General features: G+C 49.9%; 15 protein-coding genes. All 15 read left to right on the forward strand.

All coding sequences use genetic code 11. The features are described 5' to 3' along the window. The first annotated feature begins 30 nt into the window (after window positions 1-30). Window positions 31-522, forward strand: coding sequence for a (2Fe-2S)-binding protein (locus P8O70_07895; protein MDG2196798.1), 492 nt, complete (start codon window positions 31-33; stop codon window positions 520-522). Continuing rightward, window positions 519-2,894: an aerobic carbon-monoxide dehydrogenase large subunit gene (locus P8O70_07900; GenBank protein MDG2196799.1), complete on the forward strand. Its 2,376-nt coding sequence runs from the start codon at window positions 519-521 to the stop codon at window positions 2,892-2,894. The genes P8O70_07895 and P8O70_07900 overlap by 4 nt, the downstream gene beginning before the upstream one ends. 63 nt (window positions 2,895-2,957) lie before the next feature. Beyond that, entirely contained in the window at window positions 2,958-3,857 is a 900-nt protein-coding gene (locus tag P8O70_07905; GenBank protein ID MDG2196800.1) for a MoxR family ATPase, read from the forward strand. Next, window positions 3,854-5,017 (forward strand): VWA domain-containing protein, encoded by a 1,164-nt coding sequence (locus P8O70_07910; GenBank protein MDG2196801.1) that lies wholly within the window; start codon window positions 3,854-3,856, stop codon window positions 5,015-5,017. Before P8O70_07905 ends, P8O70_07910 begins: the two co-directional genes overlap by 4 nt. Before the next feature lie 218 nt (window positions 5,018-5,235). Beyond that, window positions 5,236-5,961 carry an SRPBCC family protein gene (locus tag P8O70_07915; protein MDG2196802.1) on the forward strand — a complete coding sequence of 242 codons (726 nt, stop codon included), beginning with the start codon at window positions 5,236-5,238 and terminating at the stop codon, window positions 5,959-5,961. A gap of 3 nt (window positions 5,962-5,964) precedes the next feature. Then, window positions 5,965-6,570: a nucleotidyltransferase family protein gene (locus P8O70_07920; GenBank protein MDG2196803.1), complete on the forward strand. Its 606-nt coding sequence runs from the start codon at window positions 5,965-5,967 to the stop codon at window positions 6,568-6,570. Further along, window positions 6,539-7,471 carry an XdhC family protein gene (locus tag P8O70_07925; GenBank protein MDG2196804.1) on the forward strand — a complete coding sequence of 311 codons (933 nt, stop codon included), beginning with the start codon at window positions 6,539-6,541 and terminating at the stop codon, window positions 7,469-7,471. The genes P8O70_07920 and P8O70_07925 overlap by 32 nt, the downstream gene beginning before the upstream one ends. An 18-nt stretch (window positions 7,472-7,489) precedes the next feature. Further along, complete coding sequence (locus tag P8O70_07930) at window positions 7,490-8,704, forward strand: SufS family cysteine desulfurase (GenBank protein MDG2196805.1); 1,215 nt, start codon at window positions 7,490-7,492, stop codon at window positions 8,702-8,704. Next, window positions 8,701-9,159: an SUF system NifU family Fe-S cluster assembly protein gene (locus tag P8O70_07935; protein MDG2196806.1), complete on the forward strand. Its 459-nt coding sequence runs from the start codon at window positions 8,701-8,703 to the stop codon at window positions 9,157-9,159. Before P8O70_07930 ends, P8O70_07935 begins: the two co-directional genes overlap by 4 nt. Beyond that, window positions 9,159-10,085 (forward strand): MoxR family ATPase, encoded by a 927-nt coding sequence (locus tag P8O70_07940; protein ID MDG2196807.1) that lies wholly within the window; start codon window positions 9,159-9,161, stop codon window positions 10,083-10,085. The genes P8O70_07935 and P8O70_07940 overlap by 1 nt, the downstream gene beginning before the upstream one ends. A gap of 10 nt (window positions 10,086-10,095) precedes the next feature. Beyond that, entirely contained in the window at window positions 10,096-11,358 is a 1,263-nt protein-coding gene (locus P8O70_07945) for a VWA domain-containing protein (GenBank protein ID MDG2196808.1), read from the forward strand. 135 nt (window positions 11,359-11,493) lie between these two features. Beyond that, window positions 11,494-11,955, forward strand: coding sequence for a (2Fe-2S)-binding protein (locus P8O70_07950; protein ID MDG2196809.1), 462 nt, complete (start codon window positions 11,494-11,496; stop codon window positions 11,953-11,955). Window positions 11,956-11,973: 18 nt separating this feature from the next. Further along, a complete protein-coding gene (locus P8O70_07955) occupies window positions 11,974-14,340 on the forward strand; it encodes a xanthine dehydrogenase family protein molybdopterin-binding subunit (protein ID MDG2196810.1) in 2,367 nt (788 codons plus the stop codon). A gap of 50 nt (window positions 14,341-14,390) precedes the next feature. Continuing rightward, on the forward strand, window positions 14,391-15,245 hold the full coding sequence (locus P8O70_07960; protein ID MDG2196811.1) for a xanthine dehydrogenase family protein subunit M: 855 nt from the start codon (window positions 14,391-14,393) through the stop codon (window positions 15,243-15,245). A gap of 125 nt (window positions 15,246-15,370) precedes the next feature. Beyond that, the coding region (locus P8O70_07965; GenBank protein ID MDG2196812.1) for an FGGY family carbohydrate kinase at window positions 15,371-15,623 on the forward strand (253 nt) is incomplete at its 3' end.

A 15,623-nucleotide genomic window follows, 5' to 3' on the forward strand; every position in this document is an offset into this window, starting at 1 on the left:
GTGGAACGCGCCCAAGGGAGGAGTTGATCCATGTCGAAGCATAGCATCACGATTGAAATTAATGGCGAATCATTCACCCGAGAGGTAGATTCCCGAAAATTGTTGATCCATTTTCTCCGCGATGACCTAGCTCTGACCGGCACACACATTGGTTGTGATACGTCTAGCTGTGGTGCCTGTACGATTCTTTTGAACGGGAAGTCGATCAAGGCCTGTACTTTCTTCGCGGTTCAGGCGAACAATCAAAAGATTGAGACGATTGAGGGAGTCGAGCAAGGAGGGCAGCTTCATCCACTTCAGGAAGGTTTTCATCAGGAGCATGGACTACAGTGTGGTTTCTGTACTCCGGGGATGATAATGCGAGGAAAAGAATTGTTAGAAAAAAATCCTAACCCAACAGAAGAGGAAATTCGCTGGGGAATTTCAGGGAATTTGTGTCGTTGCACAGGCTACTCGAACATCATCAAGTCGATCCAGTATGCCGCCAATAAACTGAACGAGAAGCAGGAGGAGGCCGCATGATAATGTGCAAGACATCCAAAGAAATTGGGGGCATGGGGCATAGCCTCAAACGTAAGGAAGACGCACGCTTTATCCGAGGGCTGGGCAAATATACAGATGATGTTCAGTTGCCAGGCATGCTCTACATGGACATTGCCCGTAGTCCCTTTGCCTATGCCAAGATCAAGAGCATCGACAAAAGTGTGGCAATGGAGATTCCTGGAGTACTAGCTGTCATCACTGGGGAAGACCTCAAACAGTACAACTTGCACTGGATGCCAACATTGATGTCAGACACCCAGATGGTCCTGCCCACTGATACAGTTATGTATCAGGCTCAGGAGGTTGCTGCGGTGATTGCTACAGACCGCTACATTGCTGCTGATGCGGTTCAAGCTTTGGAAAACTCGATTGAGTATGATTCGATGAGGCCAATCATCGATCCGCACAAGGCACTAGATGCAGATGCACCGCTATTACGCCCAGATAAAGATGGGAAGACAGATAATCACATTTGGCATTGGCAGACGGGTGATGAGGAGGCGACTGAAAAGGCTTTTAGTGAGGCAGAGGTAGTGGTCAAAGAACAAGTTTACATTCCTCGAATTCACGTTGCTTCTATCGAAACCTGCGGTTGTGTAGCCAGTTACGAAAAAGCTGAAGGTAAGCTGACAGTCTGGATGACAACACAGGCTCCCCATGCGATTCGCACCGTGATTGCTCTTGTTGCAGGTCACGTTGGCCTCTCAGAAGAGCGTATTCGTGTAATTTCTCCAGATATTGGAGGTGGTTTTGGAGGCAAGGTGCCGGTTTATCCAGGCTACGTCATCGCAATTGCCGCAAGCTTTCTGATTGGTAAGCCAGTCAAGTGGATTGAAGACCGCTCCGAGAACCTTCAGGCGGATTCTTTTGCCCGTGATTACCACATGACCGTTGAACTGGCCTCCACCAAGGAGGGTAAGATGACCGGCCTGCGAATCAAGACCTTGGCCGACCATGGTTACACGGATGCGGCAGCGAATCCTTCCAAGTTTCCTTCAGGACTCTTCTCGATTGTGACGGGTTCTTACGATATACCAACAGCCTTCACCGAGATGGACGCAGTCTACACAAACAAGCCACCGGGAGGTGTCGCTTATCGTTGTTCTTTTCGAGTGACAGAGGCTGTGCACGCGATTGAGCGAATTACGGATGTGCTCGCTCAGAAGTTAGGACGAGATCCCGCAGATCTTCGGTTTCAAAACTTCATTCAGAAAGATCAGTTTCCCTACCGCTCTGCCTTAGGTTGGGAATATGACTCTGGTGACTATGCCCCAGCTTTGCGCAAGGCAATGGACATGGTGGGCTACGAGGAGTTGCGTAAGGAGCAGGTAGAGAAACGTGCCCGAGGTGAGTTGATGGGTATCGGTATCTCCAGCTTCACCGAAATTGTTGGGGCAGGCCCTTCCAAGGATTTCGATATCCTCGGAATCAAGATGTTTGACAGCGCTGAGGTCAGAATCCATCCAACGGGGAAGGCAATCGCTCGTTTCGGTACTAAATCCCAAGGTCAGGGTCATGAAACAACGTATGCGCAGATCCTCGCTGAGGAGTTGGGCATTCCAGCCATGCATATCCAGATTGAGGAAGGAGATACGGACACCGCTCCTTATGGACTGGGAACCTACGCGTCACGGAGTACACCTACCGCAGGGGCTGCTGCTGCAAAGGCGGCTCACAAGATCCGTGACAAGGCTCGTAAAATCGCTGCGTATCTCCTAGAAGTCAGTGAAGAAGATCTAGAATGGGAGCCTGGGAAGTTTTTTGTTAAAGGAGCTCCAGAGCGTTCCAAGACGATCCAGGACATTGCGTTTGCGGCTTATACTAATCACCCACAAGGAATGGAAGCTGGGCTGGAAGCAACGCACTACTATGATCCTCCCAATCTGACCTTCCCCTTCGGATCCTACATCTGCGTGATGGACATTGATCCAAAAACAGCAGAGATGAAGATTCGCCGGTTCGTGGCGATTGATGACTGTGGAAATATCATCAATCCAATGATTGTAACAGGTCAGATACATGGTGGTCTGGCAATGGGAATTGCCCCGGCGATGTACGAGGAGTTGATCTATGATGATGATGGTAACATTCTCAACGGTACCTTCATGGACTACCTATTGCCAACATCAGTAGAAACGCCAAATTGGGAAACAGGGCATACGATCACACCTTCTCCCCATCACCCACTGGGTGCCAAGGGAGTTGCAGAGTCCCCAACTGTCGGAGCACCACCTGCAGTGGCCAATGCCGTGGTGGATGCGCTCTCTCACTTGGGTGTGACTCATGTTGATATCCCTGTCACTCCCTTCAAGGTCTGGCAGATCCTGAAGGAAAAGGGCGTCATTTCCTAATTTGTTGACTAGAGGAGCCTCTGGGGCTCCTCACTCTCCTTTCTCTCCAAATCCAATTTTTCCATGACTAACTTGCTTCTGCCTGTAGATCCTCAGGCAGTGGTCACAGAGCTTCAGGCTATCGGGTACGTAGCCGACGAAGCGCTGGCGACCTCAGCCTTTCTTCTATTACATCTGGGCCGACCATTGCTGTTAGAAGGCCCCTCTGGAGTTGGTAAGACAGAACTGGCCCAGGCACTAGCTACTTTGTGCCAGACGGAATTGATCCGTTTGCAGTGCTATGAAGGACTCGACGTGCACAGCGCTGTTTACGAGTGGAATTACCAGAAACAGCTATTGGCTATCCGACTGGAAGAAGCGAGTGGTGCCAATCATCTGGACAGCAAACAAGCACAAATTTTCAGTGAAGAATTCCTGTTGGAGCGACCACTGTTATCAGCTCTGCGTCACTCAGCGAAATCTCCCGTGTTGCTGATCGATGAGGTAGACCGGGCCGATGAGGAATTTGAAGCCTTTCTGCTAGAGTTGCTCTCTGTCTTTCAAATCACGATTCCAGAGTTGGGGACTGTGCAGGCGACTCACCGTCCTCATGTGGTGCTGACTTCGAATAGGACGCGTGAGTTGAGTGATGCACTCAAGAGGCGTTGTCTGTACCACTGGATTGGTTATCCAGATGCAGAGCAGGAGCAAGAGATTGTGCGTCAGCGATTACCTCAGGTAGAAGAAGAGTTGGCGCGTCAAACAGTGCAATGTGTTCAGTCTTTGCGGGAACTCCCACTGAGCAAATCACCAGGCGTCGCTGAGACCCTGGATTGGGCTCAGGCACTCCTGCTGCTCAATCGCCCACATCTTGATGAACTGACTTTTGAACGCACCATGGGATGTGTGCTGAAGTCGACAGAAGATCAGGAACAGGTACGCAAGCGAGGTCTGGACAATCTGTTGACCGCAGCCGTGGGATGAAGTCGACGAACGTGTTCGTCACGGAACACATGAATACGCAGACAGACCTGACCGCAGCTGTAATTGGGTTCTGTCGCTTTCTACGTCGTCAGAGTTTTCGGGTCGGTGTAGCAGAAACCCTGGCAGCCTTGGAAGCTTGTCGAGTTGGCCCTTTGGATCAACGCGCCTATCTCCGTGCTGCCCTGTGTGCGCTCCTGTGTTCTTCGAGGCAGGAGAATGAACAATTTGATCCTTTGTTCGATCAATACTGGCATCTGGGGCCACCACCACCTCGGAAAGCTGCCAATGACCGACAGCCTGTCAATCCGCTGGGTGTTGTTACGCGTCAAAAGCGATCACTTTTGACTTTTGCCAGCTCAGCACAAGAAACCAGTGATCAAACCCGTGAAGACGAAGAAGTGGCCGGTGCCAGTCTGCAGGAAACACTGAGACATACCGACTTCTCTACGATTCCAATGTCTAAGCTTGAAGAGCTAGAACAGCTGACGCGACGGCTTGCTGAGCAGCTCAGTGCGCGACTTTCTCGTCGACAGCGTCCTTCTCCACATTCTGGCCGCATCAGTCTTCGAGGAACGATTCGACGCAATCTACAGCATGGTGGAGAGCCACTTCATCTCTGTTTTCGTCAACGACGTGAGCGTAAACCAGGATTGGTCACCTTTCTGGATATCAGCAGTTCCATGGATCAATACAGCCTGTTTTTCCTGCGTTTTCTGCATGCACTGCAGCAGCATTTTCGCAGGATGGATGGCTTCCTTTTCAGCACACGATTGACGCCAATTTCTGAAAAGCTGAAGACGCGTGCTTTTCCAGACTCACTACGACGACTGGCTGAACGGGAGGAAGCCTGGTCGAGTGGAACAAGAATTGGCAGTTGCCTGAAAGATTTTCACACGGAGTATTCCCGCTCAATGCTATCAAGAAATACCATCGTGCTGATCCTTAGCGATGGTTATGACACCGGTGCCCCCGATTTGTTAGCTCGGCAACTCCAACGCTTTCGGGGCAAGGTGCGCAAGGTGATCTGGCTCAACCCACTGCTTGGAACACAGGGTTATGAGCCTGCAACAGCTGGTATGCAGGCCGCACTACCTTGGGTAGATGCTTTCCTGGCAGCACATAATCTGCAAAGTTTGCTGGATCTTGAATCTCATTTCTAGGTCACAGACTTCATCGACCTAAGTGCCTATGGTAGGAGGATTAATTTTTTAAAAAAACTCAAAGGAATCTGTAAATTTTTTATGTTATTCTAATTTGTTTAACTAATTGAACTACCTCCAGACGCTCCGTCTCTCGTTAATTTGATCCAAATCAATGATGAAAGAAAACGATTCGGAGATTAATTAGAAACGCCATTTATTTTTGAGAGGAGAGGCAAATGGAAGTCACGGCAGATAAAAATTTTACGATCAATGCGCCGGTCGACAAAGTATGGGAACTGTTGAGTGATCCAAGCCGTGTAGTGGTTTGTGTGCAAGGAGCACAACTAACTGAAATTATTGATGATAAAAACTTCAAAGGGAAGATCAGTGTCAAGATTGGGCCTGTCACCAGTAAGTTTAACGGAGAGGGACGGTTTGAGAAGCTAGATGCTCAGAACAAGGAAATGGTACTCCAAGGTGCTGGTAAGGACACGGGCGGTAAAGGTAGCGCTTCTATGACCATGACGGTTAAACTTAAAGAAGTAGACGGTGCGACCGAAGTGACCAGCAGTATCAAATTGTCGATTACAGGGAAGTTGGCCCAGTTTGGGTCCCGAATGATTGTAGCTGTCAATGATAAGCTGATTGAACAGTTTGTCGGCAAATTCCGTGAAGTTGCGGAAGGTGGAGGAGAGCCTGCATCAGCCCCGACACCTGCTGCACCGGTCACAGTAGCAGCGGCGCCTGTAGCAACCAGCCAACCAGCAGCAACCACAGCAACCCCAACGAGTGCTGCTGATCCTGCTTTGGAAGGCCGTGTTGCCGAACTGGAAGCTACCATGAAACGACTGGAAACCCAGATTCGAGTCATGCAGACCCAACTGAATGCGGAGGAGCCTGAACCTGTCAACGGACTACAACTGGTTGGTTCAGCTCTCAAGGGAATGTTCGGAAAGAAATAACCTATGCTCAGCGTAATTTTGCTGGCAGCTGGAGAGTCCCGACGGATGGGAGAGCGCAACAAGCTGCTGCTACCTTTCCAAGAATCTTGCTTCTTGGCCCAAATTGCTGATCAAATTCTTGCAACGAAACCTGATGAATTTCTGGTTGTTGTGGGACATGAACAGGAACGCACTCGAGAAGCCCTAGCTAATCGTCCGATTCAATTTGTGCAGAATCTGAATTATGCCGAAGGCATGACAACCTCGATTCGGGCGGGGGTTCAAGCTGCCTCCTCTAAGGCTCTTGGCTTCATGATCTGTCTCTCAGACTTGCCATTCATTGAGACAGCTGAGTATCAGGAATTGATGGACCAGTTCAAGCTGCTGCTTGCTGAGAATCCTCAACTTATTCTCCGTCCAGTCGTTGGAGATCAACCGGGTAATCCAGTGCTCTTTTCGGCCTCTTATCGCGAAGAGTTGTTGAGTCATGTCAAGATGGAAGGATGTCGGGGATTGATTCGTCAATACAAGGAGCGTGTCCATCGGCACCCAATGAACACAGATCACGTCCTGCGGGATATTGATACACCAGAGGAATATGAGCGCTACTTTGTCAACCAACCAGCCTGAAACTACATCTTCAAAGAAAGGCCCCTGTCCCGGTAAACTTCCGGCGACTGGTGTGCCTAGCCTGTTTGGCAACCTGTCTTCCGTTTCCAACCGAGGAACTATGTCCACTGAGTACTATGATAAAGTCAGCGAACTGCTGCAAAATGAAGCCGCTTTTGCTACAGCTACCGTAATCAAAACAGTCGGTTCAGCTTCGGCCAAGCCTGGCTCAAAGTCAATCATCGGCGCCGATGGTATGTCAATCCTGGGTTGGGTTGGTGGTGGTTGTGCAGACAGCGCTGTCCGAGAGACAGCTCTTGAATGCTTACAGGATGGTCAGACACGAATTATTGAAATCGACCTGGATGATGAAGTGCTTGGTGTTGGGATGCCTTGTGGTGGCAAGATGGAAGTCTATCTGGAGCCTTTTCTGCCCCAACCAGAGTTAATGCTAGTGGGACAAGGCCGGATTGCAGAGTTGGTAGCAGAACTTGGACGGTTGCTGCACTTCCGAGTCACTGTTAACAGTCCAGGAGCAACCCGCGAGGATTTTCCATTTGCCGATCAGTTGATCACCGATGATACCGATTACCAGAAAATCAATCCTAGATTGAACAGCTATGTGATCGTGTTGACCCAGCACAAGGGTGACCAGCAGGTAATTCAGGCAGCTCTGCGTGGCACACCCCGCTACATTGGTCTGGTTGCGAGTGCCAAGCGCTCACGCCTTGTAGTCGAATATCTCAAGGAAGGTGGAATGGATGCGGATGCCTTGCGTCAGGTACTGCGTGCTCCTTGTGGATTGGATTTGGGTGGTAGAACACCTGAAGAGATTGCCCTGAGCATCATCACTGAAGTGGTTAAGCTGCGCCATGAGCGTACAGGCTTATCGATGATGGAAGTCAAGCAGTGCAGTATCTAGGATTTCGTTGTGCGTTCCATGCTTGAAGCCCGCTCAGACTTCCCAATTCTAAAACGGGTGATTCACGGTCACCCGTTGGTTTTCCTCGATAATGCTGCGACGACACAGAAACCTCAGCCTGTTCTGAATGCCCTACTGGAATTCCTGACTCACTCCAACGCCAATATCCATCGTGGAGTCTACCAACTCTCAGAGGATGCGTCTGACGCCTATGAAAAGGCGCGTCAAGCGGTTGCTGACTTCATTGGTGTGAAGGATAGTCGACGCGTTGTTTTCACCCGAGGCACAACCGAGTCCATCAATCTAGTGGCCCAATCTTGGTTGCGACCACGTCTTCAGGTAGGAGATCGGATTGTCCTGACAGAGATGGAACACCACTCCAACCAAATTCCTTGGCAACTGGTTGCGCAGGAGCGACAAGCTGAATTGGATTATGTTTCCATCACAGATTCAGGTGAGTTGGAGCTGAATCATTTGGAACAATTGCTAGCCCAGCGCCCGCGACTGTTGGCTGTGACAGCAGTTTCTAATGTGCTGGGAACAATCAATCCTTTGGAAACGATCCTTGATCTTGCTCAACGTTATGAAGTTCCTGTAATGGTTGATGCAGCGCAAGCCGTTGGTCGGATACCACTGGAAGATTGGGCTGAACGTTGCGATTTTCTCGCTTTTTCTGGTCACAAACTCTATGGTCCTACTGGGATTGGAGTGCTGTGTGGACGTTTTCAGCGATTAGATGAGATGTCACCTTGGCAAGGTGGGGGTGGCATGATCACCAAGGTTGGTCGCCAGAGCTCTAGTTGGGCAGCAATTCCAGCACGATTGGAAGCTGGTACGCCTCCAATTGCCGAGGCAGTTGCTTTGCAGTCCGCAATCGAATACGTGCAGCAATGGGGTGTCTCCCAGATTCGGCAGCACGAGCAGGAACTGGTTGCTCATGCGCTCAACCGCTTGGCAGAGGAGCCAGATGTAACAGTCTATGGACCATCACAGGCCGTGAAGCGTACCGGGGTGGTTTCTTTTGATTTAGAGGGTGTGCACCCACATGATGTGGCGCAAATCCTTGATGAAACAGGAATTGCAGTAAGAGCTGGACATCACTGTACACAGGTCCTGCATGAGCGTCTTGGTGTGCGGGCCACAGTTCGTTTGAGCATAGCGCTCTACAACACGCTTGAGGAAATCGACAGCGCTGTCTCAGCTCTGGCCAATGTACGAAAGGTTTTTTCATGAGCGAATCGCTCTATCGAGATATCCTCAAAGATCATATGCATCACCAACGTTTTGCTGGCCGGCTGGAACCGGCAGATCTGAAGGCGGTCGTACATAATCCGCTTTGTGGAGATGAACTGGAGTTGACCATTGTGCTGGGTGGCGATCCCTCGGAGGGTGCTCAACGTCCGATTCAAGAAGCCCGTAATCAGGTGCGCGCTTGTTCCATTTGTGTTGCTTCAGCTTCATTGATGGGAGAAAACATTCAGGGTTTGTCTTTGGAAGAAGCAAATAACCTAGGAACTACTTTTCGAGAAGCAATGGAAACGGGTGAATTGCCCGATTCTCCTCCAGAATTTCTGCCCCCGTTGATGGCCATCCGAAAGCACAAGAGCCGCATCCGTTGTGCAGCATTGGCCTGGAATGCGCTGGAAGAATGTACCCAGCAAGTCACTAACCCCAAATCGGAAGGTTGATGCAACAAGAGCAACTGCAACGCCTGCAGCAATTACTGGGAGAACAAGACTATATTGCAGATCGAAGCATTGTGATGTCTGTGTACTTGGCGATGACGCTTCGCAAACCCCTGCTGATCGAAGGACCAGCGGGTGTCGGTAAAACAGAGATCGCCAAGGTGATGGCTCGAGCGCTGGATACAGACTTGATCCGCCTTCAGTGCTATGAGGGTCTGGATGCCAATATGGCCCTCTATGAGTGGAACTATCAGCGTCAATTGCTGCACCTAAAACTGGATGAAAACAGCACTCGCTCTCTTGAAGATCGAGAGGCTTCTATTTTTGGTGAGCAGTTCTTGCTCAAACGGCCGCTGCTACAGGCACTGACTCATCCAAAAGCACCAGTTTTGTTGATTGACGAGCTGGATCGGGCTGATGAGGAATTTGAAGCCTTCTTGCTGGAAATACTCTCCGAATGGCAAATTACAATTCCAGAGATTGGTAGCATTCGCGCTGAAGAACCACCCTACGTAATCCTGACGGGGAACCGCACCCGGGAACTCTCCGACGCAGTACGGCGACGTTGTTTTTATCTTTGGATTGATTACCCACCGTACGAGAAAGAGCTCTCGATTGTTCGTAACAAGGTACCTGATGTTGACGCAGAACTAGCAGGACAGATGTGTCGTTTCATGGAACTTGTGCGTCAGCAAAAACTGGAAAAAATCCCAGGGGTAGCGGAGACTCTGGATTGGGCCAGGGCCTTGGCAGCCTTACACCAAGATCACCTTGAGCCAAGCATGGTAGAGGAAACGCTGGGGCTAATCTTCAAGGACCGTAACGATGTCCGCCTGGTACGGGAGTCGCTCACAGATTTCCTCGGGCGCTTGGGCATCCAGGCCAAGGAGATGAAAACGGCAGAGGAGTCTCCAACGGCCGCGAACTGATCACATCCAAATGCTCCCCGACAGTTCCCTAATCGAAATCCCTTCCTCCAAACGCAAATCAGAGACTCGTTTTGATGACCTGGCTTTGCGACGTGAGTTCAGCGCTAATGTCGTTGGTTTTTGCCGTTGGTTACGACAGCAGGGATCGAATGTCAGTGCACCTGAACAGATGGATGCCCTGAAGGCTTTGGACGCTATTGATTTGTTGGAAGAAGAAGATTTTTACTGGTCCTTACGTACCACTCTGGCCAAAAGCAATCGGGAACAGGAAATTTTCGATGAACACTTCCGACGCTTTTGGTATGTCTGGGATAAAGCAGACCAACTCAGTTTCCGAGACGAAGAAGAGACGGAAGCTCCGACGGTCATCATCGATGATCGCCCTCGTAAGCAGAAGTACCTGACAATCAATGATTGGCTGAATAATGCAGATCAGGCCAGTGAAGAGCAGGAAGCTGCGGGCTACAGTCCTTTTGAAGTAGTGACAGAACGAGATTTCAGTGATTTTTTTGCACAGGACCTAGATGAGGTTGCTCGGCTAATCAACGAAATTGGCAAATCTTTAGCTGTGCGTTTCAGTCGTCGTACCAAGGCCTCCCGACAACGTGGCCCCTTGGACTTGAGACGTACGATGCGCAGTAGTCTGCGACGTGGTGGTGAATTGCTTGATTTGGCCCATCGGGAAAGAAAACGGCAGAAGCTCAAGCTAGTACTGCTCTGTGATGTCAGTAAATCAATGGACCTCTACAGCCGCTTCTTGATCCAGTTTCTATACGCTTTCCAGAGTGTGTACCGCCGGATTGAAACCTTTGTCTTTAGCACTTCGTTGCATCGGGTGACAGAGATCCTGCAAACGGAGGATCTGGAGGAAGCGCTCAATCTAATGTCTGTGACTGTTCCAGATTGGTCTGGAGGTACAAAAATTGGTGAATCCTTTGGTGAATTTGTGGAGCAGTATGCTTTAAGTTTGCTCAATCCAGGCACGGTTGTCTTGATAATCAGTGATGGTTGGGATACAGGTGACGTCGATTTACTTGGTGAGAGTATGCGCATCATGAAATCGCGTTCTCGCAGTGTGATCTGGCTAAATCCATTGATGGGCAATCCGGATTATCGTCCCTCGACACAGGGGATGCAGGCAGCACTTCCCTATATTGATATCTTGGCTTCTGCTCATAATTTGAGTAGCTTACGTCGGCTAGTTCGTCAGTTAGCCAAAGTTCAGCGTGGTAGACAGTTGCGTATTGATATGACTCCGCGCTATGGTACGTGATCGGTTAGATCTGATATGTTATTATAACTGTATTCTAACTAATTTGTTCTCAAGGAAACGGCCTGACCGTTGGCCTTGATTTTTTGTGTTCCGTGATTGGAACCATAAATCACTTTCTTCCTGAAGGAGGAGCGCATGAAGGTATCTATGACTGTCAATGGGGTGGCAGTTTCTCACGATGTAGAACCCCGTACTTTGCTCGTGCAGTTCCTGCGCGAAAATCTTGGACTGACAGGTACCCACGTTGGTTGTGACACTAGTAGCTGTGGAGCTTGTACACTGATCCTCAATGGTGAGGCAGTCAAATCTTGCTCCTTGCTAGCAGCTCAATGTGAGGGGGCAGAAGTAACTACAATCGAAGGACTAGCAGCGAGTGACGGGACTCTGCATCCGATTCAGGAAGGTTTCCGAGAGAAGCACGGACTGCAGTGTGGATACTGCACTCCTGGAATGATTATGTCTTCTGTGCAGTTGCTTCAACGAAATCCAAACCCCAGCGATCAGGAAATTCGCCATGCCCTTGAAGGGAATTTTTGCCGCTGCACGGGTTACGACAACATCGTCAAAGCAGTGCAGTGGGCTGCTTCACAATCCTGAAACTACGAGGAGGAGTTCATGGGTAAGATGATTGGAGAATCAATCAAGCGAGTGGAAGATCACCGCTTTATCACAGGTACAGGTGAGTATACTGATGACATTGTGCTGCCACGAATGACTCATGCCTACATACTTAGGAGCCATCTAGCGCACGCTAAGATCAAAAGTGTTGACACTACAGCTGCTAAATCAGCAGATGGTGTGGTTGCAGTGTTTACAGGTGAAGATGTTGCTCACATTAATGGAATTCCCACAGGTTGGCAGGTTAATTTCACTGATGGAGAGGTGATGCGTGAACCCAAGCATCCACTGTTGGTGAAAGACAAAGCTCTTCATGTTGGGGATGGTGTAGCGATTGTGATTGCTGAATCTAAGGAACAGGCTCGCGATGCTGCAGATTTGATTGAAGTGGATTATGAGGAACTTTCAGTTGTTGTGGATGCTTCCAAGGCTCTTGAGGCGGGTGCTCCGATGGTACACGATGAGCTGCCTGATAACCGAGCGTTCGACTGGCAGTTGGGTGACAAGGCGGCTACAGATACCGGTATGGCCAAAGCCCACCATGTCACCAAGATGAAGATTCGTAATCAAAGGATGATAGCAAACGCGATTGAGCCTCGCAGTTATATAGGTGACTATAGCAAGGCCAGAGACCAATATACTCTATACACATCTTCTCAGAATCCACACGTGATCCGATTGTTGATGTGTGCCTTCGTGCTGGGTATTCCTGAGCACAAAACTCGTGTAGTGTCAAAGGATGTTGGGGGTGGTTTTGGTAGCAAAATCTTCCACTATGCCGAAGAGGCTCTAGTAACCTGGGCTTCGCAGCAGATAGCCCGTCCAGTTAAATGGACTGCAGAGCGAAGTGAAGCGTTTGTCACAGACGCCCACGGTCGGGATCACAACACAATTGCTGAAATGGGTTTTGACAAGGATGGCAACATCACAGCCTTGCGAGTTCACACAGATGCGAACCTAGGAGCCTATCTGTCAACATTTGCTCCTGCTATCCCAACCTATTTGTACGGGACACTGCTACAAGGGCAATATGTGACTCCAGCAATACATGTGACAGTGAATGGAGTCTTTACTCATACTACCCCAGTCGATGCATATCGTGGGGCAGGACGGCCCGAAGCTACTTATCTTTTGGAACGACTGATAGACACTGCCGCCGCTGAGATGGGAATGGACCCAGCCGAACTACGGATGAAAAACTTCATTCCTGCGTTTGATGGTGTGGAGCAACCTGGTTATCAAACACAGGTTGCTTTGCAATATGATAGTGGTAATTACGAAGCAACAATGCGTAAAGCCCTAGATGTTCTGGGATATAATGACTTGCGCAAAGAACAGGAAGAAGCCCGCAAGCAGGGACGCTATATCGGTATTGGTTTCTCTTCCTATATTGAAGCCTGTGGAATTGCTCCATCTGCAGTAGTAGGTTCTCTGGGAGCACGAGCTGGTCTTTATGAGAGCGCCAATGTCCGTGTTCAGCCAACAGGTAAGGTTTCAGTTCACACTGGAAGCCACTCTCATGGGCAGGGACATGATACAACCTTTGCTCAGGTCGCTGCGGATCACCTTGGTATTGCCCTTGAGGATATCGAAATAATCCATGGTGACACTGAGCAGGTTCCCTTCGGAATGGGAACCTATGGTTCGAGAAGCTTGGCTGTTGGTGGTAGTGCTATTGTCAAAGCGTTGGACAAAGTCAAGGAGAAGGGTGCCAAGGTCGCAGCTCATTTGCTGGAAGCCTCGGAGCAGGATCTGGAGTATATCGATGGGAAGTGGACAGTGAAGGGAACAGACAAGTCAATTGGTTTCGGTGAGGTTGCCTTGGCTTCTTATGTGCCTCACAATTTCCCAGAAGGCTTGGAGCCAGGAATCGAGTTCAACAGTTTTTACGATCCTGCCAACTTCACCTATCCATTTGGAACTTACATTGCCGTTGTGGAAGTGGACGCTGAAACCGGTACCACAGAGATCAAGCGCTTCGTTGCGGTTGATGATGTCGGTAACGTAGTTAACCCAATGATTGTGGACGGTCAGGTCCACGGTGGACTGGCTCAAGGGATCGGTCAGGCTCTGCTGGAAGGTGCAGTCTATGATGAAAGCGGCCAGTTGACCACGGGAACCTACCTGGATTATGCAATGCCACGAGCTGATGATCTTCCTTCTTTCGAGGTTGATCGGAACGTAACACCTTGCCCACACAACCCCCTAGGAGTGAAGGGCTGTGGAGAGGCTGGTGCGATTGGTTCGACTCCAGCGATTGTCAATGCGGTAGTAGATGCTTTGCGACCACTGGGTATCAAAGATCTGGAAATGCCGCTGACTCCACAAAAGGTATGGGCTGCGATTAACAACGCTAACGCCTAATAATTCAAATTCTTGGGAGGCTTCGGTCTCCCCCCTAAATTAGGAGGTCTATGGTTCCTGTAGCTTTTGAATACCATCGGGCGGGCAGCGTTGCTGAAGCTCTTTCTCTGATGGCCCAACACGGTGAAGATGCTAAGATCCTCGCAGGAGGACACAGCATGGTCCCCGCGATGAAACTACGCTTGAGTACACCCACTACAGTGATTGACCTAGGTGGTGTTTCTGATTTGAAACACATTACGGACAAGGGTGATCACATTGCTATCGGTGCGATGGCTACGCATTGGATGGTTGAATCTTCTGATGTCATTTCAGCAAAAGCACCTGCTCTGCGGGATGCTGCTGCTTCGATTGGAGATGTGCAGGTGCGCAATCGTGGAACAATTGGTGGTGCGATGGCTCACTCTGATCCAGCAGCTGATTACCCTGGTCCAATCTTGGCTCTGGACGCTAGTATGGTGATTCAGGGACCCAGTGGGCAGCGAGTAGTTTCAGCAACAGACTACTTTGTGGCTTTATGGGAAACAGCCGTCCAACCAGATGAACTACTGGTTGAGATTCGAGTACCCACCACGCCGATGAATGCGAATTCCTGTTATGAGAAATTTGCTCAGCCTGCTTCACGCTATCCTTACGTGGGCTGTGCAGTAGCTTTGGACAAGTCCGGAGGTACCTGCTCCGATGTGCGTGTAGGCTTTAGTGGTGTTGGCCACGTGGGCTTCCGTGACAGCAATGTTGAAGGTGCACTCAAAGGACAGGCTTTGAGTGCGGCTAGTATCAAGGCTGCTGCCGATACAGCGACCAATGGTGTGGATGTGCTCAGCGATTGGTCTGTCAGCGAAGACTATCGCCGCGCAATGTCACGGGTCTATGCACGTCGTGCCTTGACCAAGGTTGGTCTCTAATTCTCTCTATTTTGAGGGGAGTTTGTAATGCTCTCCCCTCAAACTCCCCACTTTCTCACAGAACTTTTTAGTTCGCCCCTACGATTCTGACGGCGACCATCTTTCACATTCCACAGAGGTTTCCCATGTACCTCGGTATCGATCTTGGCACTTCTGCTGTCAAACTCCTCTTGCTTAGTTCTGAACAACAGATCTTAGCCGAAGCCAGTATCACTTTGACGATGCAGAGACCCCAGCCACTTTGGTCCGAGCAGGACCCAGAAGCCTGGTGGCATGCTGTTCAAGCAGGCATTGATGAACTTTGTAAGCAACATTCGCTGGCTCAGGTCAAGGGCATTGGTCTCTCTGGACAGATGCATGGGGGTACGCTTCTAGATG

This window comes from SAR324 cluster bacterium (assembly GCA_029245725.1).
Classification (GTDB): domain Bacteria; phylum SAR324; class SAR324; order SAR324; family NAC60-12; genus JCVI-SCAAA005.

What these genes read in the sequence shown, in the direction of transcription:
- P8O70_07930 (MDG2196805.1), top strand. Translation starts at nt 7,490, where the DNA reads ATGCTTGAAGCCCGCTCAGACTTCCCAATTCTAAAACGGGTGATTCAC.
- P8O70_07910 (MDG2196801.1), top strand. Translation starts at nt 3,854, where the DNA reads ATGAAGTCGACGAACGTGTTCGTCACGGAACACATGAATACGCAGACA.
- P8O70_07945 (MDG2196808.1), top strand. Translation starts at nt 10,096, where the DNA reads ATGCTCCCCGACAGTTCCCTAATCGAAATCCCTTCCTCCAAACGCAAA.
- P8O70_07925 (MDG2196804.1), top strand. Translation starts at nt 6,539, where the DNA reads ATGAGCGCTACTTTGTCAACCAACCAGCCTGAAACTACATCTTCAAAG.
- P8O70_07905 (MDG2196800.1), top strand. Translation starts at nt 2,958, where the DNA reads ATGACTAACTTGCTTCTGCCTGTAGATCCTCAGGCAGTGGTCACAGAG.
- P8O70_07920 (MDG2196803.1), top strand. Translation starts at nt 5,965, where the DNA reads ATGCTCAGCGTAATTTTGCTGGCAGCTGGAGAGTCCCGACGGATGGGA.
- P8O70_07915 (MDG2196802.1), top strand. Translation starts at nt 5,236, where the DNA reads ATGGAAGTCACGGCAGATAAAAATTTTACGATCAATGCGCCGGTCGAC.
- P8O70_07950 (MDG2196809.1), top strand. Translation starts at nt 11,494, where the DNA reads ATGAAGGTATCTATGACTGTCAATGGGGTGGCAGTTTCTCACGATGTA.
- P8O70_07955 (MDG2196810.1), top strand. Translation starts at nt 11,974, where the DNA reads ATGGGTAAGATGATTGGAGAATCAATCAAGCGAGTGGAAGATCACCGC.
- P8O70_07960 (MDG2196811.1), top strand. Translation starts at nt 14,391, where the DNA reads ATGGTTCCTGTAGCTTTTGAATACCATCGGGCGGGCAGCGTTGCTGAA.
- P8O70_07940 (MDG2196807.1), top strand. Translation starts at nt 9,159, where the DNA reads ATGCAACAAGAGCAACTGCAACGCCTGCAGCAATTACTGGGAGAACAA.
- P8O70_07895 (MDG2196798.1), top strand. Translation starts at nt 31, where the DNA reads ATGTCGAAGCATAGCATCACGATTGAAATTAATGGCGAATCATTCACC.
- P8O70_07935 (MDG2196806.1), top strand. Translation starts at nt 8,701, where the DNA reads ATGAGCGAATCGCTCTATCGAGATATCCTCAAAGATCATATGCATCAC.
- P8O70_07900 (MDG2196799.1), top strand. Translation starts at nt 519, where the DNA reads ATGATAATGTGCAAGACATCCAAAGAAATTGGGGGCATGGGGCATAGC.